A 20858-nucleotide genomic window follows, 5' to 3' on the forward strand; every position below is an offset into this window, starting at 1 on the left:
GGGTGGGGGGTGGTGAGGAGGAGGTGGCCTTCGCCGGTGATGGTGGTGGCGGTGCCGGTGAGTTCGGTGCCGTCGGGGAGCAGGGCGCGGACTTCGCGGCCGACAGTGGCGCAGACCTTCAGGTACGCCTCGCGCAGGCCGCTTGCGGTCGCGTCGCCGCCGGCGGCTCGCCAGCGGGCATACCACTCGGCGAGTGAGCGGAGCAGTGCGCGCAGGAGTGGGTCCCGGTCGGTGGCTGTCGCACCGGCCAGTTGCAGCGAGGTGGCTCGCAGACCTGTCGGGTTCTCCGGCAACTCGTCGGCGCGCAGCGTGACGTTCAGCCCGATGCCGAGCACGACGGCGGGCGGGTCACCGAACTCGGGGCCGGGCACCGCCTCGGCGAGGATGCCGGCGCACTTCGCCCCGTCGATCAGCAGGTCGTTCGGCCACTTCAGGCTGGCGTCCAGCTCGGCCAACCGACCGACCGCCTCCACCAGCGCCACTCCGGCCAGCAACGGCAGCCAGCCGTACCCCGTCGGTGGTGCGGGTTGCCAGTCGCGGTCCGGCACCGCCTCCCCGGGCCGCAACAGCACGCTCGTCGCGATGCCCGCGCGCGGCGGCGACTGCCAGGTCCGGCCGCGCCGCCCTCGGCCGGCGGTCTGCCGCTCGGCCACCACCACCAGGCCCTCCGGCTCGCCGTCGCGGGCGGCCTCGGCGACATCGGCGTTGGTCGAGCCCGTCTCGGCGCGCAATTCCAGCCGCGCCCACGGACCGTACGGCGCGACCAGCGCCCGGCGCAGCCGCGCCGCCGACAGTGGCGGACGGTCCAGATCGGTGTACGGCGAGCCCGGCATCCCGTCAGCCTACGGTTTACCCCTCCTGCCGACCGCCGCCGACCTGAACCATCGTTATATTCCCTGGGTGACTACCGAGACCGGCAGCAACCTGCACAGCACCGCCGGCAAGCTGGCGGACCTGGCACGACGGGTCGACGAGGCGGTGCACGCCGGGTCGGCCCGAGCCGTGGAGAAGCAGCACGCCAGGGGCAAGAAAACCGCCCGTGAGCGGATCGACCTCCTGCTCGACGAGGGCTCCTTCGTCGAGTTGGACGAGTTCGCCCGGCACCGCTCCACCAACTTCGGCCTCGACCGCACCCGCCCGTACGGCGACGGTGTGATCACCGGCTACGGCACCATCGACGGCCGGCAGGTCTGCGTCTTCGCCCAGGACTTCACGGTCTTCGGCGGCTCCCTCGGCGAGGTCTTCGGCGAGAAGATCGTCAAGGTGATGGACCTCGCCATGAAGATCGGCTGCCCGGTCATCGGCATCAACGACTCCGGTGGCGCCCGCATCCAGGAGGGCGTCGTCTCGCTCGGCCTCTACGGCGAGATCTTCTTCCGCAACGTACGCGCCAGCGGGGTCATCCCGCAGATCTCGCTGATCATGGGTCCGTGCGCGGGCGGCGCGGTCTACTCCCCCGCGGTCACCGACTTCACCGTGATGGTCGACCAGACCTCGCACATGTTCATCACCGGCCCCGACGTCATCAAGACGGTCACCGGTGAGGACGTCGGCATGGAGGAGCTGGGTGGGGCCCGCACCCACAACAGCCGCAGCGGCAACGCGCACTACCTCGCCACCGACGAGGACGACGCGATCGACTACGTCAAGGCGCTGCTGTCCCACCTGCCGTCCAACAACCTGGACGAGCCGCCGGTCTTCCCGGTCGACGCGGAACTGGACGTCACCGACACCGACCGGGAACTGGACACCCTGATCCCGGACTCGGCCAACCAGCCGTACGACATGCACCGGGTGATCGAGCACGTGCTCGACGACGGGGAGTTCCTGGAGGTCCAGCCGCTCTACGCGCAGAACATGGTGGTCGGCTTCGGTCGGGTCGAGGGTCGGCCGGTCGGTGTGGTGGCCAACCAGCCCATGCACTTCGCCGGCACCCTGGACATCGCGGCCAGCGAGAAGGCGGCCCGCTTCGTGCGTACCTGCGACGCCTTCAACATCCCGGTGCTGACCTTCGTGGACGTGCCCGGCTTCCTGCCCGGCACCGGCCAGGAGTGGGACGGCATCATCCGCCGGGGCGCCAAGCTGATCTACGCGTACGCCGAGGCCACCGTGCCGAAGGTCACTGTGATCACCCGCAAGGCGTACGGCGGGGCGTACGACGTGATGGGCTCCAAGCACCTGGGGGCGGACCTGAACTTCGCCTGGCCGACCGCACAGATCGCGGTGATGGGCGCCCAGGGGGCGGTGAACATCCTCTACCGGCAGGAGTTGGCCGCCGCCGAGGACCCGGCCGCCGTCCGCGCCGAGAAGATCGCCGAGTACGAGGACACTCTCGCCAACCCGTACGTGGCCGCCGAACGCGGGTACGTCGACGCGGTGATCGCGCCGCACGAGACCCGTACCCAGATCGTCCGGGCACTGCGGGTGCTCCGCACCAAGCGGGAAACCCTGCCCCCGAAGAAGCACGGCAACATCCCCCTCTGACCCCTCTGCCCCTCTCCCCTCCCACCCCTCCTCCCCGCGCCCACCCCGCGCCCGCGATCTTGCAGTTTGGGTCGCCGCTCTGCGGCTTCTGCCCCTTATGCGGGGGCCAAAAGTGCAAGATCGCGGGGACGAAGGGGTGGGCAGGGGGGTCAGCAGGGGGGGTTGGCGGCTGTGCAGAGTCGTTGGGCGGCGATGGTGGCGACGCGGCGTAGCTCGGGGTCGGGGGCGTCGCGGTTGAGGGTCAGCACCGTGATGAGGTCGCCGACGCGCAGGACAGCGGTGGTGTCGGGGGGTGGGGGTTCCCGGGTTGCGCCGGTGTCCAGGTTGCGGGTTGCCGTGATGGTGTGCCGGATCAGCATCGCCTCGTCGCCGGCGAAGTCGCGGTCGGCCACCTCCCACCGGTGGTCCGCCTCGGCTCGGGCGATCCGGTCCTCCCACAGGACATCGCCGGTCGATCGCCAGTTCGCGCAAGGTGCGAGCACCTCGTCGAGCCGGCTGAAGAAGCCGGCGACCCGCTCCGGTGCGATCCGGTAGACGTCCTGGCTGAGCAGCACGTCGGCCGGCCGGCGGGCACCGTCCGCGCTCGCCCGCAGCAGGGTCTGCGAACGCGAGTACCGCGACGGCTCCCAGTACGCTGCCCGGCCCTGCTCCTCCAGGCAGACCGGCAGCAACTGGTCGATCTGCACCAGTTCACCGAAGCCTGCCTGACCGAGCGGCGGGTCAGTCATCGCCGTCAGGTCTGTCGGCTGCACCAGCGCCTCGTGCGGAATCTCCACGTACGCCGACGGCGACGCCTGCGGCTGCGGAACGGCAGCCGGTGACGCCCCGAGACGTAGCCCCGCGATCATCGGCCCGGCGGCCAGGAGCAGCACCGCGGTCGCCGCGCCCACCATGGCTCGACGCCGTCGTCGGCGGGCCCGCTCCCGCAGCACCGCAGGTTCCGGCCAGCGGACGTTCCGCAGGTCGTTGTGGAGTCGCTCGACGAACGTCATCTCGTCATGCACCGGGTGCCTCCTCCAGGTCAGAGACGGCGAGCAGTCCGGCGAGCGCGGTACGCCCCCGGGAAAGGCGGGCCTTGACCGTGCCGACCGGGGCCGAGGTCTGCCTCGCCACCTCGGCGACCGGCAGGCCGACCAGGTAGTAGAGCGCGATGGCGACCCGCTGTTCCTCGGGCAGGCGGCGCAGGGCGGCGACCACCTCGACGGTCTCCGTGCCCGGTGCGGGGACGCTCTCCACCGCGCCGTGCCGCAGGTACGCCCGAGCCCGACTGCGCAGGCTGCGCCACCGGCTCACCGCGAGCCGGCTGGCCACCACCCGTACCCATGCCTCAGGGTCGTCGTAGTGCCGCACCGTGGACCACCGTTGCCAGGCTCGGACGTACGCCTCCTGAACGGCGTCCTGGGCTTCGGCGAGGTCACCGGTGAGCACGTAGACGAAGCCGAGCAACCGTTGTCGGCTGCCCCGGTAGAAATCGTCGAACCCGTCGACGTCCGGCACCTGCCACCTCCCTGCGGGTCGTAGAGGACACGCACCAGGGGGTGGGTGCGGTTGCCACCGGCCGCGAACCGGCCGCGCCGGAGGGTCAGGTCACCACGTGATGCCGGCCTCCGCGAGCAGCGGGCCGGCCAGCATCAGACCGCCGACGACCAGCACCGCCAGGTTGACCAGACCGAAGAGGACGACCCAGAAGAACGCCGGAAACCCGGTGATCCCGGCCAACTGGTCGGCGTCGGAGGCGGGCATCCCCCGCCGGGTACGCAGCCGTTGCAGCTCGATCACCGGTCGCACGCCGCCGAGCAGCAGGAACCACACACTCGTCCAGGCGAAGGCGGCCTGCACCTGCGGGCTGGCGTACCACGAGACGGCGAGCACCACCCCGCCGGTGACCAGCAGCGACAGCACCCCGAACAGGTTGCGGATCATGACCAGCATGGCGAGCAGGAGGATCACCGCGAGCCAGAGCAGCAGCGTGATCCGGTTACCGGCCAACAGCCACGCCCCGCCCAGGCCGACCAGCGGTGGCGCGATATAGCCGGCGAGCAGGGTGAGCACCATGCCCGGACCGGTGGGCCGACCCGCGGACAGCGTCAGTCCCGAGGTGTCCGAGTGCAGCCGGATGCCGCGCAGCTTACGGCCGGTGAGCAGCGCGGCCAGAGCATGGCCGCCCTCGTGCGCGATGGTGATCGCGTTGCGGGCGACCCGCCACGGCAGCCGAGTGCTGACCACCAGCAGCGCGACCACGCCGGTGACCAGCACCAGCAGCGGGGGCGGGTCCGGCTGCGCGCCGACCAGGCGGTCCCAGAACTCCGTCATGCCCTCGATCGACACCATGGGGCGCGAGCCTACCGCCCGTGTTCCGGTGTCATTGCCGGGCCAACCGCCCGTTCGGTGTGAGACTGACCGGGTGGCGATCGGATCGGGAGGTGTACGCCGGTGAGCGCAGCCCCTCTGGAACCCCACGTCGGCCTCTGGACGGAGGACGACTACTTCGCCATGGGCGAGACCCATCACCGGATCGAGTTGCTCGACGGGAGCCTGATCGCGAGCCCTGCTCCGAGCCGACGGCATCAGCGAGTCGCCAGGCGACTGGCGAACAGCATCGAGGCTGCGGCGGAGGTCAACGACCTCTCGGTCTACGACGCGATCAACGTCCGGCTCGGCGTCGATCGCGTGGTGATTCCGGATCTCGTGGTCACCGGCGCCGATGACGAGGGGACGGTGCTGGACGCGTCAGAGGTGGTACTCGTGGGCGAGATCGTCTCGCCGGGCAACGCGGCCGCCGATCGGGTGCTCAAGATGCAGCTCTACGCGATCGCCCAGATTCCCTGGTACCTGCTGGTCGAGCAGGACGGTGACACCCACTCGCTGCGGCTGTACCGGCTCGACGGCGGGCACTACGTCGAGGATCAGGTGGCCAAGGCCGGGGAGACGTTGACTCTCGCCGAGCCGTTCCGCTGGCAGATCGATCCGGCCACCCTGTGCTGATCGCCAGGTGGGCTCGCACCACAAGCCGGACATCGAAAATTATCTTTACCTCTATTGCCTGGCCGAGCAGGCTCACCCAAAGATGACTGTCAATTGACTGTCGTCTCAGGAGGACGCCATGAGTCAGGTCAGGTCTTCGCTGCGTCGGCTGACCGCCGCCGCACTCACCGTGCTCGCCACCGCCGCCGCCGGGCTCGTCGCCACCGCGACCCCCGCCGCGGCGGCCACCGTGCCCGGCATCGACGTCTCGCGCTACCAGGGCACCATCAACTGGACAAGCGTGCGCAACGCCGGCATCCAGTTCGCCTTCATCAAGGCCACCGAGGGTACGAGCTACAAGGACCCGAACTTCAACACCAACTACGTCAACGCGTACAACGCCGGGGTGATCCGGGGGGCGTACCACTTCGCCCGGCCCAACATCTCCTCCGGCGCGGTCCAGGCCAACTACCTGGCCTCCAACGGCGGCGCCTGGTCGGCCGACAGCCGTACCCTGCCCGCCGCCCTGGACCTGGAGGCGAACCCGTACAGCGGCGGCTACTGCTACGGCCTGAGCACCACCGCGATGCGCAACTGGGTGCAGGACTTCCTCAACACCTACCGCTCCCGCACCGGCCGCTACGCGGTCATCTACACCACCACCAGCTTCTGGAACCAGTGCACCGGCAGCTGGAGCGGCCCGTGGAACAACCACCCGCTCTGGATCGCCCGCTGGTCCTCCTCCGTGGGTGCCCTGCCGGCCGGCGCGCCCTTCTGGAGCTTCTGGCAGTACACCGACTCCGGCAGCGTCCCCGGCATCAGCGGCGCGGTGGACCGCAACTACTGGAACGGCGACCGCAGCCGGCTGATCGCCCTGGCCAACAACACCTGACGTACGCCCCGACCACCGGCCGGCGTCCCGTGACCCTGCGGACGTCGGCCGATCGTCGGTGTAAGTGTCATGCGGCGTTCAGGCCGGACGTCGCTGTGAGTCGCAGGCGCGGCACTCAAGCCGCGCGATGCTGTCGCACAGGCCGGGCGTCGCTGTCGGTGCGTAAGGGCTCAGGCCCGTCGTCGCGAGGCGAGCGCGACCGGCACGCTCATGCCACCCCGGCGGGTGACGCTGCCTCGGCGGGTGAGGTGCCAGCCGGCGAGCGCGGCACCGGCCAGCGTCACCAGGCTCAGCAGGGTCGCCAGCACCGCGACTCCGGCGGCGGCGACCAGCAGTACGACGTTGCCGAGCACCACGAGCGTCCACAGTGCCAGCCGCGGTCGGGCATCCCTTCCTCGGTAACCCATCTCGGGCCTCCCTTCCGTCGTCGGAGATCAGATACCCCGAACGGCGGAGGGTCATGCCTGTCGATCAGTCCTGACGGTCGGGCACGAACTCCCGGAAGGCCGTCTCGAAGTTCGGCAGCTGCGCTTCCCACTCGCTTCTCGGCACTTCCCAGCGCAGCGCGAAACCGCGGTTGCTGGCGGTGACGAAGCCCCGGTTGCGGACTCGTAGCTCCACCCCGTTACGGGTCTGGTACCAGTCCCAGTCGCCGCAGGTACGCCACTTGCAGTCGAACGACCAGATGTCGATCAGCCGGTAGTTCTGCACGCCACGGACGTTCTTGCGGCCCGGCTCGAGCTGCCGCCAGGTGGCGGCGGCGTCCCGTCCCGGGCTGTCCGTGCGGTCGATGGTCAACTCGCTGACGCCGTTCGGGTCCCGGTACTTCACCCAGGTCCCGCCGGCGCTGCGCCGCCAGCCCTCCGGCACGGCCACCTTGAAGCCGACCGGATCGTTCCGCAGCGTCCAACCGGCCGGCAGCGCGCCGTTGGTCGGCGGCGCCGTGCTGGGCGTGGCCGACGGGCTGGGCGGTGCAGCGCTGGTCGGCGGGGCTGCGCTGGTGGATGGGGGCGCGGCCGGTTCGCTTGTCGCCGCCGTCGGCGTCCCAGAACTACTGGCCGCACCCGGCGACGTGCCGTCGTCACCACGGTCATCGCCGGTCAGCAGCGGCACCGCCACCACCAGACCAACCAGCAGCAGCGCAACCAGGGCACCGACGAGCAGACCGCGACGGTTGCGCTCCGAGCGCAGGAAGCCCGAGGTGAAGACGGAGCCGCGAGCCGGGGTCGGATCATCCGGCACCGACGGCATCAGCGAGGTCCGCTGCGGTACGACCCGGGTGTTGTCCTCAGCGGGCGCAGGAGCCACCCGGCGGGTCGCATCGGCGTCCGAGTGCACGGTCGACCGGTCCATCGTGGACGTCGAGCGGTCGACCTTCGCGGTCGACTCCGTACCGGTGCCCGCCGCTGCACCACCGGGAACAGCCGCCGCACCCGACTGGTCCGCCTCTCCCGCCCCGGCGGTAGCGCCCCCTCCAGCGGTAGCGCCCGAGTCGGCGTCGAGGCCGGACTCCGCTCCGCTGTCAGCCGTACCGCCAGCGGTTACGGGTGCCGAGTCGGTGCTCCGGGACGCGCCGGCATCGTTGTTCGTACCGGCCGCTTCGCCCTCGTCCACCGGGCTGTTCGCACCGGACACCAGGGCGGTGGGTGCCGCGTCCGAGCCTGCCGGTTGCGTCGCGTCGGAACCGACGGCGGCGTCCGCCCTGCTCGCCGGAGCGGCGTCGGCGGGGACCTTCGCCGTCGGCGCGGCGTCCGAGTGGCTCGAGGAGCCGACGGCGCCGGCGGCGGCGAGCGGGCCGGAAACCGGCGGCGTACGCGGGGCAGGCGGGCTGACCGGCGCGGACGGGGTCGCCGGTTGTTCCCCGGACGGCCGCGGCGCCGGCACCAACGGCGGGCGTGGCTCACGCGGCCCGTTCGGCCCCGGTCGGCGTACGCCGCCCAGCAGTGAGATGCTCCGGGCCCGCCGGCCGCTGGCCTTGCGGAGCATGCGCTCGGCGGACTCGGCGGTGATGCGTTCCTGGGGGTCCTTGCGGAGCAGCCCGGTGAGCACCGACTTGAGTGGCCCGGCGTTACGCGGCGGCGGCACCGGCTCGGTGGCCAGCGCGGCCAGGGTGGCGATCGCCGACGGCCGGGCGAACGGGGACTTGCCCTCCACGGCGGCGTAGAGCGTGGCACCCAGCGACCACAGGTCGGCCTCCGGCCCGGCGGTGCCGTCGCGGGCCCGTTCCGGTGCGATGTACGCCGGTGAGCCGAGCACCATGCCGGTGCGCGTGACGTTCGGGTCGCCGGGGATGGTGGCCAGCCCGAAGTCGGTCAACACCACCCGCCCGTCGGTGCCGAGCAGGACGTTGCCGGGCTTGACGTCGCGGTGCATGATGCCGGCCTTGTGCGCGGCCTTCAACGCGTTCAGCACGCCCAGGCCGATCTCGACCGCCTGGGCCGACGACACCGGCCCGTCCTCCGCGAGCGTGTCCTGCAACGAACGCGACGCGACGTACTCCATCACGATCCACGGGTCACCGTCGGTGCGGAGCACGTCGAAGATGCGTACCACGTTGATGTTGTTGAGCCGGGCGATGGCCCGCGCCTCGCGCAGCGAGCGTTCCCGCATCTCGCGGCGCTCGTCGTTGGTCAGACCCGGCGGCGGTACGAGTTCCTTGATGGCGACGTCGCGGTGCAGCACCTCGTCGCGCGCCTTCCACACCCGACCCATGCCACCCTGACCGAGCGGCGAGATGAGCCGGTACCGGTCGGCGACGAGTTGGGAGGCGGAAGCGTCTGACATCGCTGAGACGGTACCCGGCAGCGCTGACACCTACACCGTCGGCACGCCATTGTGCGACCAAGATCAAGGTGGCCACGTACCCTGAGCGGCATGTGTGGGGAAGAGCCGCTGTTGCGGATCGTGCGCGGTGTGCCGACCGCGGAGGAACTGGCCGCGCTGGTGGGCGCCATCGTCACCCGCCCCCGGGCCGCCGACCCTGCCCCGGCACCGACGTCGACGTGGGCCCGCAGCGGCCGACCGGGAAGCAACGGTCACCTGCCCGGTCCCGGCACCTGGCGCGCGTCCGCACTGCCCCGCTGACCGGCCCGTCGCTCCTCACCGAGCCGCTTCTCGGCTGTCGCAGGGGCTGTGACGGGGCAGCCGTGGGCGGCGTCACCCATTAACCTCACTCTGGGGAACCGGGCCGTGACGGTTGGGAGGGGCGATGATCCCTGAAGAGGATCGACAAGCGTCCTGGTTGGGCGGTTACCGCACCATCGAGGCGGACATCCGGCAGATGCGAGAATTCGCTGACCGGCTACGTGCCGAGGTGGAGAGCAACTACACCCCGCACCTGCGCTACATCGCCAGCGACATGCTCACCCAGGTGTCCAACCCCGCCGATGCCTTCATCGAGCTGGTGCAGTTCATGCGCGCACACTGGGAGACCCAGCAGGCCGCCACCAACGCCGTCTGGGGCGTCGGCCACACCACCGGCCACCTCGCGGAAGCCGCCCATCAGGTGGCGCTGCGCTACGGCGACACCGACGCCTTCTCCGCAGCCCGGGTCGCCGACATCGAACGCGCCCTCGCCCGACCCGGCATCACCGCCGCCCCGCCGACACCATCGCCGTCGTTCGTCGACCCCACCGGCCCCGACCAGCCCGGACCGGTGGTGCTGCCATGAGAGACGTGGGCGTCGGCCGCAGCGGTGGCCTCACCAACTGGTACCTGATGAACGTCGCCGACATGTGGGCCTGCGTGCAGGACCACCAGACCGAACAGCACTGGCGGCACGTCGCCGGCTGGCGCAAGGTATGTGACCTGGCCGGCCAGCACCTCACCCGGCTCAAGGCGTACCGCGACGGCCTGGCCCGAGCCTGGCCGCCGGAGACAAACGCCGCCGCCAAGGCGTACGTCGCCGAACTCGACGACCTGATCGACCAGGTGCAACGCACGCACGACGCCGCCTCCGCCAACCAGACCGCACTGTCCGCCGCCACCCAGGCCATCACCAGCACCCGCACCGAGTTGAGCAAGATCTACGAGGAGTACGCCCGCAAACTCCAGCAGAAGCGGACCTGGGAGACGATCGCCGCCGACCCCAAAGCCGCCGCCGGCAGTCGGGCCAGCGAACCCCCGGTGACCGATGCCGAACTCGAACGCCTCAACGTCCGAGCGCGCGGCATCATGTACGGCCTCAGCAGCGAACTCCAACAAGCCCAAGCAATGCTCCGCCAACCTCCCGTCGCGCCGCCTACAGGCAAACAGCCGTCCGACCCGAACGTCTATGGTGGCGGTACAACGGCCCCTGTAATTCCTCCGATCATCCCCGTGGCGTTACCTCTTCCAACCAGAGGGTCAAAGGTTCGAAGGCAGTCCCCCCATCTGGCACCAGCACCTAGCCCGAAAAGTCCTCAGATCGGCCCGGTCTTGGGTAACGCCTCGCCAAGCCCGGTGCTGGCCAATCCGGGTGAACCCAACCTTCGCACTCCAGCATCTCCCAGCACTAGCACGCCTCCGACTTTACCTCAAGTGCCAAATAGCCAATTGGGAGGCCCGATAGCAGGGCTTCGACAGCCTTCCCAAGTTACCCACCCAATCGACAGTGGCACAAAAGCCACTCATCTAGTTCCACCCAACCAACCTCGCGCTCTGCCGCATGGGGGCCTAATCGGAGGAATTCCGGGAACTCAGCATTTCACCTCAGGGACAGGCAGTGACCAACCACGTCGAGTTAACCCCGTTGGTGGGCTGATTGGTGGCGGTGCGGCTGGGACCGCACCTGCAGGGGCTGCGGGTTCCCGGCCGGGCAGCGGCAAGGGGTTCGGCACCAATCAGCTAGTCCCGCCCTTTGGTGGTTCTCCGGGCCTAGCCGCGTCGGGCACGAAGGACAAAGGCCCAGGCGACGGCAGCGACAGCGTTGGACGCAAGTGGGATCCGGATCACCCGTGGCAGATAGATCAGGGCGTCAACCCTGTCATGCGCCCAGTCGAAGACGACGGACCAGTCGACCCCGGCCCCGCCATCGGTCTCAGGTAATGAAGCTGCTTGCTGGCGCCATATGCATCCTCACCGCTCTACTCTCCCCATCGACCTTACCCAAACTAGAAGGCGCATCGCCGGCAAACCAGCCGAGAATTGAAGACGGCGACGACTCCCTGAGAATTCGGAACGATCAGTGGCATCTGAGACTCCTGAGAATTCAGGAAGCGCACCGACTCAGCCAAGGCGAAGGCGTCACGATAGCCGTACCCGACAGCGGCGTCTATCCTCACGTCGACCTCAAGAGTAATCTTCTTGAAGGCTTCAATCTCATGCCCGGCGATAGTCGAAGCGGACAAGATGACGAAAGTGGCCATGGAACAGCAATGGCAGGGCTCATAGCTGCCCACGGCCAAGCAAATGGCAGCGGAGCACTAGGAGTAGCCCCTAAAGCCAAAATCCTGCCAATAAAATCCTTTACCTCCGAGAACGAAGGCGACACGGACCGCCTAGCTGAGGCGATCGAAAGGGCGATTGCAGCAGGCGTGGACGTAATCAGTGTCTCTGCTGGCGGAGGCGTCAACTCTCGCCTCTTACGCGCCCTCGACTCCGCACGTGCCGCAGATATTGTGGTAGTGGCGGCAGCCGGCAATAAACCTGAGGACGCACAGGTGGTATGGCCCGCCGCCGGAGTGGGCGTGATTGCGGTCGGTGGCATTGATCGCCATTCCAACCATGCCAGAATCTCGGTGACCGGCCCTCAAATTGATTTGTCCGCACCTGCAGTCGAAATTTATAGCACCAGCTACGGGGATCATTATCTGAAGGGCTCCGGCACCTCAAGCGCTGCCGCGATTGTGGCGGGGGCGGCGGCGTTGGTGCGGGCCAGGTATCCGTATCTGCCGGCGGATGAGGTGGCGCACCGGCTGACCGCTACCGCGATCGACAAGGGGCCGCCGGGGCGCGACGACCAGTACGGCTACGGGGTCATTGACCTGGTGGCGGCGCTGACGGCAGACGTACCGCCGAGGGGTTTTGAGTCGGTGCCGGCGACCTCGCCGGATGCGACTGGCCCGACCACGGCGGCGGCGGATGGGCCGTCGGCCGGTGGTGGGGGTGCGGCGACCGTGCGGGGGCTGGTCACGTTGGGGTTGTTGGTCGCGGGGGGTGTGGCCTGGGCATTGGTGGTGCGTCACCGTCGTAGGTCCAATGATCCGCCACCGCGGGTCAGTCGCTGACCTCGCGTCGACACGACGGACGGCTGCGGCATGACGCCGAGCGGCTGCGACACGACGACGTGCGTCTGGGCGCAGGGGCGGGGGCGGAAGGGCAACCGGTAACGTCGGCGAGGTGCCTGATGTGATGCCTGTTCGGCTGGTGCTTGCCTCTGCGAGCCCGGCCCGCCGTAAGACGCTGCAAGCTGCCGGCATCGAGCCGGATGTGCTGGTCAGTGGGGTCGATGAGTCGCTTGTGGTGACCGAGCGGGCGGAGGATCTCTGCCTTGAGTTGGCCCGCTTGAAGGCGCAGGCGGTGGTGGCCCGGCTGCGGCCCGCCGACGATCAGCGCACGCTCGTGCTGGGCTGCGACTCCGTGCTCGCCTTCGACGGGCAGATCCTCGGCAAGCCGGCGGATCCCGACGATGCCACTGCGCGGTGGGAACGGATGCGGGGACGCAGCGGTGTGCTGCACAGTGGGCATTGTCTCGTCGATGTCGAGGCGGGGCGTCAGGCGGAGGCGGTGGCCTCGACGGTGGTGCACTTCGCCGACATCAGCGACCACGAGATCGCCACGTACGTCGAGACCGGTGAGCCGCTCGCGGTGGCGGGCGCGTTCACCATCGATGGTCTGGGCGGGCCGTTCGTGGAGCGGATCGAGGGTGATCCGAGCACGGTGATCGGGCTGTCCCTACCACTGCTGCGGCGGCTGCTGGCCGAGTTGGACCTGCGGATCACTGATCTGTGGACGAAGGTCGCGCCGGGTAACCAGTCGGTCGAGCCACTCGGATAACGTCCCGGCATGACGCTGAAGTCGATTCCGCTCACCGACGAACTGCACGGTTACCTGGTTGCCCACGGTGCCCCGCCCGACGAGGTGATCCGTGACCTGGCCGAGGAGACGCTGGCCCTGCTGCCGGAGCACGCGTCCATGCAGGTGGCACCCGAGCAGGCGGCCTTCCTGACCTTCCTGACCCGGCTGCTCGGTGCCCGGCAGGCCGTGGAGGTGGGCACCTTCACCGGGCTCTCCGCGCTGGCGGTCGCCCGTGGGCTTGTCGACGGTGGGCGGTTGACCTGCTTCGACATCTCCGAGGAGTACACGAGTGTCGCCCGCCGGTACTGGGCGCGTGCCGGCGTGGCCGACCGGATCGACCTGCGGATCGGCCCGGCCGGGGACAGGCTGCGGGAGTTGCCGAACGAGCGCTACCTGGACTTCGCCTTCATCGACGCGGACAAAACCGGCTACCCGATCTACTGGGCCGAGCTGGTGCCCCGGATGCGGCCCGGCGGGGTGATCGCCGTCGACAACGTGCTGCGGCACGGTCGGGTCATCGCACCGCAGAACGCCGACGACCGGGCCATCGCCGCGTTCAACGACGATGTCCTGGCCGACGTACGGGTGGACGCGGTGATGCTGCCGATCGCCGACGGTCTGACCCTCGCCCGGGTGCGCTGAGCCAGGGCAAGGGTCAGGAGCAGGGGTGCCAGGACTCGTTCGGTGGGCTGTTGCCCACGGTGTCGAAGCCGAACTGCTCAGGCGGTCAGTTGCCGAAGCAGTTCGGCGGAGTCGTGCAGCGCCGTCATCTGCACGAACCGGCCGTCCCTGACCTCATAGATGGCGTACTCGACGATTTCGAAGGAGGCGCCGGACGGTGCGACACCGAGCCACTCAGCAACCGGAGTGCCGGTGTTGATCGCGCGTACGGCGATGCGGTTGCGGTCGAACAGCAGTTCCTTGACCTCCCAGTGGAGGTCCGGAACGGCGTCTCTTGCGTCGTCATGTCGCCCTACCAGCTCAGGGTGCCGTGGTCGTCGGTGAGGGTTCCGGTCGGACTGTCCACGCCGAGCGTGGCGAGGCGTACGACCGTCTTGGCGCTCTCCTCGACCGGCCGTCCGACCCCGAGGTCGGCGGTCATGTCGGTGGCTGTGGTGCCGGGCTCCAGTGCGTTGAACTTGATGCCCGGGTACAACTTGGCGTACTGGACGGTGAGCATGGTGGCCGCTGACTTGGACGCCGCGTAGAGCGCCAGCGGGATGCCGAACTCCGGCCGTTCGGGGTTGTTCACCGCCCAGAACGATCCCAGGCTGCTGGAGACGTTGACGACTGTCGGGTTCGATGACTTCTTCAGCAGCGGCAACGCGGCCTCGGTGACCCGGACGACGCCCACCGCGTTGGTGTCGAACACGTGCAGGGCCTTCGGTCCGTCGATGTCTCCGGCGCCGAGGATGCCCGCGTTGTTGATCAGGACGTCGAGGCGGCCCTCGGCCGCATCGATTGTCGCGAGGGCGTCGCTGACCGACGCGTCGTCGGTGACGTCGAGCTGTACGAACGGTGCGCCGAGTGCTGCCGCGGCGGCCTTGCCCCGCCCGACGTCGCGTGCGCCGAGGTAGACGACGTGGCCCAGTTCGAGAAGCTGCCGGGCGGTTTCGAAGCCGATGCCCTTGTTGGCGCCGGTAACCAGTGTGACGGTCATGCTTCTCCTTTTGTACCGATCAGTTGCGAGTCAGCGTAACAGGGTTTTGTACCGATCGGTTGGTGGCTCGGGTCACTTCTGTACCGAGCGGTAGACTGCTGTCATGAGCACGATCGGACGTCCCCGCGCCTTCGACGAGGAGGCTGTCCTCGATCGCGCCACCGAGGTCTTCTGGCAGCACGGCTACGAAGGTGCGTCGCTGAGCGCCCTCACCAGCGCGATGGGCATCAACCGGCCGAGCCTGTACGCCACGTTCGGCAGCAAGGAGCAACTGTTCCAACGCGCCTTCGCCAGGTACCACGAGACCCAGGTGACCGCCGCGCGCGCCGCACTCGACAAACCCAGCGCGTACGCCGCCATCGAGGCGTTCCTGCGCGCCAGCGCCGACGGCCTCACCGCCGCCGATCACCCCGCCGGTTGCCTCTCCATCCAGGGCGGTCTGGCCTGCTCACCGGAGAACGCCGGGATCTCCGAGATCCTGGCCGCCGGTCGCGCCGCCACCGAGGCGGCCCTTGCGGAACGGCTGACCCGCGCCGTGGACGAGGGCGACCTGTCGGACGACACGGATGTCCGGGCGCTCGCCCGGTTCGTGATGGCGCTGAGCGAGGGCCACGCGGTGCACGCCGCAGCCGGCGCGAGCCGCGAAGACCTTCAGGCCTCCGTCGACATCGCCCTGCGCGCCGTCGGCGCACTCCAGCGCCGCTGAACAGCACGTCGCGCGGAGACCCGTCCGGTCAGACGGAGGCGGGCGTCGGCCGCTCGACGGGCGTCGGAGTCGGCAGGGCCCGGCCGAGTCGTACCGCGAGCAGCGCGGCCACCGCGATGAAGCCGGGCAGCAGCAGGAACGCCAGGTGGGCGCCGACGCCGTCGGCCACCCAGCCGAGCGCGACCGGCGCGATCCCGAAACCCACACCCATCGAGTACGCCGACCAGCCCGCCGCCTGATCCGTGGCGTCACCGGCGACGGCGAGGGCGAGCGAGATGGCCAGCGGGTAGTGCAGGGCGTTGCCCAGCCCCAGCACCACCAGGCCGACGACCGCCAGCCAGCCGACCGAGGCGACCCAGAAGAGGGCGAATCCCGCCAGCGACACTCCCAGCGCGGCGAGCAGGAGGGGTACCGGACGGAGCCGGAGGGCCACCCGGCCGCCGAAGATCCGTCCGACGAACATACCGGCGACGATCGCAGCCACCGCTGCGGAGGCGGCACCGGGTGCCATCCCGGCGTGTACGCGCAGCACGTCGGCGGTCCACAGGGACAGGCAGACCTCGATCGAGCCGGTGACCGCCATCAACACCCAGGCGATCCAGTACGCCTTCGGCAGTCGACGCGTACCGGCGGAAACCGACGCCCTGTGCGGCTGGACGACGGCGATCCGCGGCCCGCGTACGCGTCGGGTCAGGGCGGCGACGGCGACCAACGCGATGAGCGCCACCACGATGGACATGCCGGGCCGCCAACCCCAGCCGGCGTTCACGCTGAGGCCGATCACCAGCGGGGCGAGGATGCCCATGCCGGCGCAGGCGGCGTTGGCCTCGGCCAGGGCCGCCGGGGCGGCCGATCCGTGCCGGGTGGTCAGCACCACGTTCACGCCGCTGACGATCAGCGTCCCGGCGGTGGCGATCACCATGACGATGGCGAGGGTGGCGGGTAACGGACGCAGCAGGGCCAGCCCGCTCACCCCGGCGGCGACGCCGACCAGCCCGAACCAGATCGTCGGCGCCCGGCCGAACCGGCGGGCGACCGGGGCGAACAGCGCGCCGCCGGCCAGCGCACCGGCCGCGAGGGCGGTGCTGTGCAGCCCAGCGACGGCGGCGCTGGTGCCCTGCTCGTCGCGCAGCAACGGCACCACCGGACCGAAGCCGTAGAGGAAGAAACCCCACAGACCGAGCTGGGCGTACGCCAACCAGGTGATCCGGTCGTGATGGAGGCGGGGCACGCGCCCACGCTACAAGCGGGAGCGCGCGCCCGACCCGTGCTGAGAGCGAACTCTCCGCACGCTGCGCTGCGATGTTAAGAAGGGGCCCGTGCTCTACCGCAGGCGTTAATAAGGTGCCCTTCCTTTCACCCGGTCAGCGGACGCTGCGGGCGAACTGGCGGGCTGCCCAGTAGACGCCGGCAGCGGCCAGGATCGCAATGATGGTCAGCCCCTGCCAGACCTTGTCGTTGCCGATGTCGCCGCTGAACAGGGCCCGGGTGCCGTCCACCGCCCAGGAGAACGGGTTCCACTTGGCGATGCCCTGCAGCCAGCCGGGTGCGAAGGCGAGCGGCAGCAGGATGCCGGAGAGCAGCAGCACCGGCTGGGCGACCGTGTTCATCAGCGGGGCGAGCGCGTCCTCGCTCTTGACCTTCAACGCGACACCGTAGGAGACCGCCGAGGTCATCAGCGCGATCAGGGCGAGCATCAGGTACGCCAGCAGCAGGTCGCCGATGAACACGCGCAGGTCGAACAGGAGCGCGAGCAGGGTGATGATGACCGCCTGGACCAGCAGTGACACCACGTCGCGCAGGGAGCGGCCGAGCAGCAGGGCGAGCCGGCTCACCGGGGTGACCCGGGACCGCTCGATCACCCCGGCGCGTAGCTCGGCGATCAGGCCGAAGCCCTGGAACAGGCCGCCGAAGATGGCAAGCAGCACCAGCAGGCCGGGCACGAAGATCTTGTACGCCTCGGCCTGGGTGGGTGCGTTCAACGCCGGCTTGAGCAGCGGGGCGAACAGCAGCAGATACATCACCGGCTGGAAGACGCCGACGAATACCCACACCGGGTTGCGCAGCAGCAGGTGCAGTTGGCGCTGGAAGATCAGCCACGTGTCGCGGGCGAGTTTCATGAGTTCTCCTGGTCGGGTCAGGACTCGCGCAGCGAGCGCCCGGTCTTGGTGAGGAAGACGTCGTCGAGGCTCGGGCGGTGCAGCTCGATCGACTTGAGGTCGAGCCCGGCACCGTCGACGCGACGCAGGATGCGCGGGATGGCGGTGGCCCCGTCGTCGACGAAGAGCCGCAGCCCGCCTTCTTCGAGCGCCTCCAGCCGGCTGACGTACTCCTCGACGGCGAGCAGCTTCTCCGCCTCGGCGGTGGCGTTGATGCTGAGACCGAGTTGCACCACGTCACCGGAGATCTCGCGTTTGAGCCCGGCCGGCGTGCCCTCGGCGACCACCTCACCATGATCCATGATCGCGATGCGGTCGCAGAGCGCATCGGCCTCGTCGAGGTAGTGGGTGGTGATGAAGACTGTCATGCCGTCGCTGCGCAGTCGCCGGATCTCGTCCCACATGTACGCCCGACTCTGCGGGTCGAGGCCGGTGGTCGGCTCGTCCAGGAAGACGATCTTCGGCTCGTGGATGATGCCGAGCGCGATCTCGACCCGACGACGCTGACCCCCGGAGTAGGTCTTGCACTTGCGGTCGGCGAACTCGGTGAGCTGGAACGCCTCAAGCGCGCGGACCGCCCGACGCTGCGCCTCGGCCTTCGAGATGCCGTACAGCCGGGCCTGGAGGACCAGTTCCTCCCGCGCGGTGGACTCGTCCCAGGTGCTGCCGCCCTGGGCGACGTAGCCGATGCGGCGGCGCACCTCACCCGGATCGGTGCGCAGGTCGGCACCGGCGATGGTGGCCTGGCCGCCGTCCGGCTCGATCAACGTCGCCAGCATCCGCAGGGTGGTGGTCTTGCCGGCGCCGTTCGGGCCGAGGAACCCGAAGATCTCGCCCGCCGCCACGTCCAGGTCGACGCCGCGGACCGCGTCGACGGTCTTCGTCTCCCGACCGGCCCGGCTGCGGTACGACTTGCGCAGCCCTCTGGTCTCGATCATTGCTTCCCCCGTCCATGGCCGCTGTCGGCCACCATCGTGATCGATAGCCGATCACATCGGTGCGACACCACGCCGGATCGACGCTGGACCAATCCGTGCGCCATCCCACACTGATCGTTCGTTAGGGCCTGCCGGTCGGTCGCTAAACTCCCGGTCAGTAACCTCGGGGAGGAGCCACCAGGTGCGCAAGGTACTCATCGCCAACCGGGGCGAGATCGCCGTCCGGGTGATCCGCGCCTGCCAGGACTCCGGCCTGGGCAGTGTCGCGGTGTACGCGGATTCCGACCGCGACGCTCTGCACGTCACGCTCGCCGACGAGGCGTACGCCCTGGGTGGTGACACCGCCGCGGAGAGCTACCTGCGCATCGACAAGCTCATCGACGTGGCGGCCCGGTCCGGCGCCGACGCGGTGCATCCCGGCTACGGCTTCCTCTCCGAGAACGCCGACTTCGCGCAGGCGGTCATCGACGCCGGCCTGACCTGGATCGGCCCCACCCCGCAGGCGATCCGCGACCTCGGTGACAAAGTCACCGCCCGGCACATCGCCCAGCGGGCCGGTGCACCGCTGGTGCCCGGCACCGCGGACCCGGTCGGCAGCGCCGACGAGGTGATGGCCTTCGCCGTCGACCACGGGCTGCCGGTGGCGATCAAGGCTGCCTTCGGTGGTGGCGGGCGCGGCCTGAAGGTGGCCCGCACGATGGAGGAGATTCCGCAGCTGTTCGAGTCGGCCACCCGGGAGGCGGTCGCCGCGTTCGGTCGGGGCGAGTGCTTCGTCGAGCGGTACCTCGACCGGCCGCGCCACGTCGAGGCGCAGGTCCTGGCCGACCAGCACGGCAACGTGATCGTGGTGGGCACCCGGGACTGCTCGTTGCAGCGCCGGCACCAGAAGCTCGTCGAGGAGGCGCCCGCGCCGTTCCTGACGGCGGAGCAGCGGGCCCAGATCCACGACAGCGCCAAGGCGATCTGCCGGGAGGCCGGCTACCACGGTGCCGGCACGGTCGAGTACCTGGTCGGCAACGACGGGACCATCTCCTTCCTGGAGGTCAACACCCGGTTGCAGGTGGAACACCCGGTCACCGAGGAGACCGCCGGCATCGACCTGGTCCGCGAGCAGTTCCGCATCGCCGACGGCGAGAAGCTGCGCTTCACCGAGGACCCGACGCCGCGTGGGCACTCCATCGAGTTCCGGATCAACGGTGAGGACCCGGGTCGCAGCTTCCTGCCCGCCCCCGGCACGGTCACCGCGCTGCGGCTGCCCACCGGGCCGGGTGTCCGGGTGGACACCGGCATCTCGGCCGGCGACGTGATCGGTGGCAACTTCGACTCGCTGCTGGCCAAGCTGATCGTCACCGGGGAGACCCGCACCGAGGCGTTGGAGCGGGCCCGCCGCGCGCTCGCCGAAATGGTGATCGAGGGGATGGCCACCGCGCTGCCGTTCCACCGCCTGGTGGTCCGCGATCCCGCGTTCACCGCCGAGCCGTTCGCCGTGCACACCCGCTGGATCGAGACCGAGTTCGACAACACCGTGCCGCCGTTCACCGGCGTGGCCGACGCTTCCGCCGGCCCGGCCGAGCGCGAGACGATCGTGGTCGAGGTGGGTGGCAAGCGGCTGGAGGTGAGCCTACCTGCGGGCCTGGCCGCCGGTTCGGCGTCCGCCGCCCCGGCCGCGCGTAAGCCCGCCCGCCGTGGTGGCGGTGCCACGGTCGGCGCGACGGCCGGCGGCGACGCGCTGACCTCCCCCATGCAGGGCACCATCGTCAAGATCGCGGTGGCCGACGGGGACACCGTCGCCGAGGGCGACCTGGTGGTGGTGCTGGAGGCGATGAAGATGGAGCAGCCGCTGCACGCCCACAAGGCGGGTACGGTCAGCGGCCTGTCGGCCGAGGTCGGCGCGGTGATCACCGCCGGCGCCGCCATCTGCACCATCGCCTGAGGTGTAAGGAAGGGCCCCTTGTTAACGCCTGGGGTAGTAAAGGGGCCCCCTTCTAACACGGCACGCCGCCGCACGCGCAGCCCAGCGGCGGGCGCGCGGGCGCGCGGGCGAGCGGGCGAGCGGGCG

The 20858-nt window shown here is 69.9% G+C and carries 22 protein-coding genes; 11 read left to right on the forward strand and 11 right to left on the reverse strand.

The genetic code is table 11. From position 1 onward, the window contains the following. Nucleotides 1-833: biotin--[acetyl-CoA-carboxylase] ligase (locus C1A38_RS27235; RefSeq protein ID WP_102660570.1), on the reverse strand; the 833-nt coding region annotated here is incomplete at its 3' end. 67 nt (nucleotides 834-900) lie between these two features. Here C1A38_RS27235 and C1A38_RS27240 point away from each other — a divergent pair. Beyond that, complete coding sequence (locus tag C1A38_RS27240) at nucleotides 901-2484, forward strand: acyl-CoA carboxylase subunit beta (protein WP_102660571.1); 1584 nt, start codon at nucleotides 901-903, stop codon at nucleotides 2482-2484. Nucleotides 2485-2633: 149 nt separating this feature from the next. On the opposite strand, the gene C1A38_RS27245 is transcribed toward C1A38_RS27240, so the two are convergent. The 3 genes from C1A38_RS27245 to C1A38_RS27255 all read right to left on the reverse strand — a co-directional run bounded on the left by C1A38_RS27245 (nucleotide 2634) and on the right by C1A38_RS27255 (nucleotide 4815). Beyond that, the gene (locus C1A38_RS27245; RefSeq protein WP_102660572.1) at nucleotides 2634-3488 is read right to left on the reverse strand and encodes a hypothetical protein; all 855 of its coding nucleotides are present in this window, start codon (nucleotides 3486-3488) and stop codon (nucleotides 2634-2636) included. Then, a complete protein-coding gene (locus tag C1A38_RS27250) occupies nucleotides 3481-3981 on the reverse strand; it encodes a SigE family RNA polymerase sigma factor (RefSeq protein WP_013731575.1) in 501 nt (166 codons plus the stop codon). Before C1A38_RS27250 ends, C1A38_RS27245 begins: the two co-directional genes overlap by 8 nt. 90 nt (nucleotides 3982-4071) lie before the next feature. Then, entirely contained in the window at nucleotides 4072-4815 is a 744-nt protein-coding gene (locus tag C1A38_RS27255; protein WP_102660573.1) for a M50 family metallopeptidase, read from the reverse strand. Nucleotides 4816-4917: 102 nt separating this feature from the next. Here C1A38_RS27255 and C1A38_RS27260 point away from each other — a divergent pair, with 102 nt between their 5' ends. Together C1A38_RS27260 and C1A38_RS27265 are read left to right on the forward strand one after the other, a co-directional pair. Further along, complete coding sequence (locus tag C1A38_RS27260) at nucleotides 4918-5469, forward strand: Uma2 family endonuclease (protein WP_199180347.1); 552 nt, start codon at nucleotides 4918-4920, stop codon at nucleotides 5467-5469. 118 nt (nucleotides 5470-5587) lie between these two features. Further along, on the forward strand, nucleotides 5588-6340 hold the full coding sequence (locus C1A38_RS27265) for a GH25 family lysozyme (RefSeq protein ID WP_013731572.1): 753 nt from the start codon (nucleotides 5588-5590) through the stop codon (nucleotides 6338-6340). A gap of 170 nt (nucleotides 6341-6510) precedes the next feature. Here the strand turns inward: C1A38_RS27265 and C1A38_RS27270 are convergent, their stop codons facing one another. Together C1A38_RS27270 and C1A38_RS27275 are read right to left on the reverse strand one after the other, a co-directional pair. Beyond that, entirely contained in the window at nucleotides 6511-6747 is a 237-nt protein-coding gene (locus C1A38_RS27270; RefSeq protein ID WP_043719689.1) for a hypothetical protein, read from the reverse strand. Nucleotides 6748-6811: 64 nt separating this feature from the next. After that, nucleotides 6812-9124 (reverse strand): serine/threonine-protein kinase, encoded by a 2313-nt coding sequence (locus C1A38_RS27275; protein WP_102660574.1) that lies wholly within the window; start codon nucleotides 9122-9124, stop codon nucleotides 6812-6814. A 90-nt stretch (nucleotides 9125-9214) separates the two neighbouring features. Between C1A38_RS27275 and C1A38_RS27280 the strand changes: the two genes are divergently transcribed. The 6 genes from C1A38_RS27280 (at nucleotide 9215) to C1A38_RS27305 (ending at nucleotide 13978) form a co-directional block, all read left to right on the forward strand. Continuing rightward, entirely contained in the window at nucleotides 9215-9424 is a 210-nt protein-coding gene (locus tag C1A38_RS27280; RefSeq protein WP_102660575.1) for an acyl-CoA carboxylase subunit epsilon, read from the forward strand. Nucleotides 9425-9548: 124 nt separating this feature from the next. Then, a complete protein-coding gene (locus tag C1A38_RS27285) occupies nucleotides 9549-10010 on the forward strand; it encodes a hypothetical protein (protein ID WP_102660576.1) in 462 nt (153 codons plus the stop codon). After that, the gene (locus tag C1A38_RS27290) at nucleotides 10007-11365 is read left to right on the forward strand and encodes a hypothetical protein (RefSeq protein WP_102660577.1); all 1359 of its coding nucleotides are present in this window, start codon (nucleotides 10007-10009) and stop codon (nucleotides 11363-11365) included. Before C1A38_RS27285 ends, C1A38_RS27290 begins: the two co-directional genes overlap by 4 nt. Next, entirely contained in the window at nucleotides 11365-12546 is a 1182-nt protein-coding gene (locus tag C1A38_RS27295; RefSeq protein ID WP_233197046.1) for a S8 family serine peptidase, read from the forward strand. The genes C1A38_RS27290 and C1A38_RS27295 overlap by 1 nt, the downstream gene beginning before the upstream one ends. Nucleotides 12547-12670: 124 nt before the next feature. Continuing rightward, the gene (locus C1A38_RS27300; protein WP_377678499.1) at nucleotides 12671-13315 is read left to right on the forward strand and encodes a Maf family protein; all 645 of its coding nucleotides are present in this window, start codon (nucleotides 12671-12673) and stop codon (nucleotides 13313-13315) included. Nucleotides 13316-13324: 9 nt separating this feature from the next. After that, the gene (locus tag C1A38_RS27305; protein WP_102660579.1) at nucleotides 13325-13978 is read left to right on the forward strand and encodes an O-methyltransferase; all 654 of its coding nucleotides are present in this window, start codon (nucleotides 13325-13327) and stop codon (nucleotides 13976-13978) included. Nucleotides 13979-14055: 77 nt separating this feature from the next. Here the strand turns inward: C1A38_RS27305 and C1A38_RS32515 are convergent, their stop codons facing one another. Both C1A38_RS32515 and C1A38_RS27315 read right to left on the reverse strand, forming a co-directional pair. Then, nucleotides 14056-14316 (reverse strand): ester cyclase, encoded by a 261-nt coding sequence (locus C1A38_RS32515; protein WP_102660587.1) that lies wholly within the window; start codon nucleotides 14314-14316, stop codon nucleotides 14056-14058. Further along, nucleotides 14310-14996, reverse strand: a complete 687-nt coding sequence (locus C1A38_RS27315) for an SDR family NAD(P)-dependent oxidoreductase (protein WP_102660580.1) — start codon at nucleotides 14994-14996, stop codon at nucleotides 14310-14312. Before C1A38_RS27315 ends, C1A38_RS32515 begins: the two co-directional genes overlap by 7 nt. Before the next feature lie 103 nt (nucleotides 14997-15099). Between C1A38_RS27315 and C1A38_RS27320 the strand changes: the two genes are divergently transcribed. Then, nucleotides 15100-15702 carry a TetR/AcrR family transcriptional regulator gene (locus C1A38_RS27320; RefSeq protein ID WP_102660581.1) on the forward strand — a complete coding sequence of 201 codons (603 nt, stop codon included), beginning with the start codon at nucleotides 15100-15102 and terminating at the stop codon, nucleotides 15700-15702. Nucleotides 15703-15730: 28 nt separating this feature from the next. On the opposite strand, the gene C1A38_RS27325 is transcribed toward C1A38_RS27320, so the two are convergent. From C1A38_RS27325 to C1A38_RS27335, 3 genes are all read right to left on the reverse strand, one after another. Next, complete coding sequence (locus C1A38_RS27325; RefSeq protein ID WP_102660582.1) at nucleotides 15731-16933, reverse strand: MFS transporter; 1203 nt, start codon at nucleotides 16931-16933, stop codon at nucleotides 15731-15733. Nucleotides 16934-17066: 133 nt separating this feature from the next. After that, complete coding sequence (locus C1A38_RS27330) at nucleotides 17067-17822, reverse strand: ABC transporter permease (protein WP_013731559.1); 756 nt, start codon at nucleotides 17820-17822, stop codon at nucleotides 17067-17069. Nucleotides 17823-17839: 17 nt separating this feature from the next. Further along, a complete protein-coding gene (locus tag C1A38_RS27335) occupies nucleotides 17840-18799 on the reverse strand; it encodes an ATP-binding cassette domain-containing protein (protein WP_102660583.1) in 960 nt (319 codons plus the stop codon). 181 nt (nucleotides 18800-18980) lie between these two features. Here C1A38_RS27335 and C1A38_RS27340 point away from each other — a divergent pair, with 181 nt between their 5' ends. After that, complete coding sequence (locus C1A38_RS27340; protein WP_102660584.1) at nucleotides 18981-20732, forward strand: acetyl/propionyl/methylcrotonyl-CoA carboxylase subunit alpha; 1752 nt, start codon at nucleotides 18981-18983, stop codon at nucleotides 20730-20732. The last annotated feature ends 126 nt before the right edge of the window (nucleotides 20733-20858 follow it).

It is taken from the genome of Verrucosispora sp. ts21, from assembly GCF_002879555.1.
Classification (GTDB): domain Bacteria; phylum Actinomycetota; class Actinomycetes; order Mycobacteriales; family Micromonosporaceae; genus Micromonospora; species Micromonospora gifhornensis.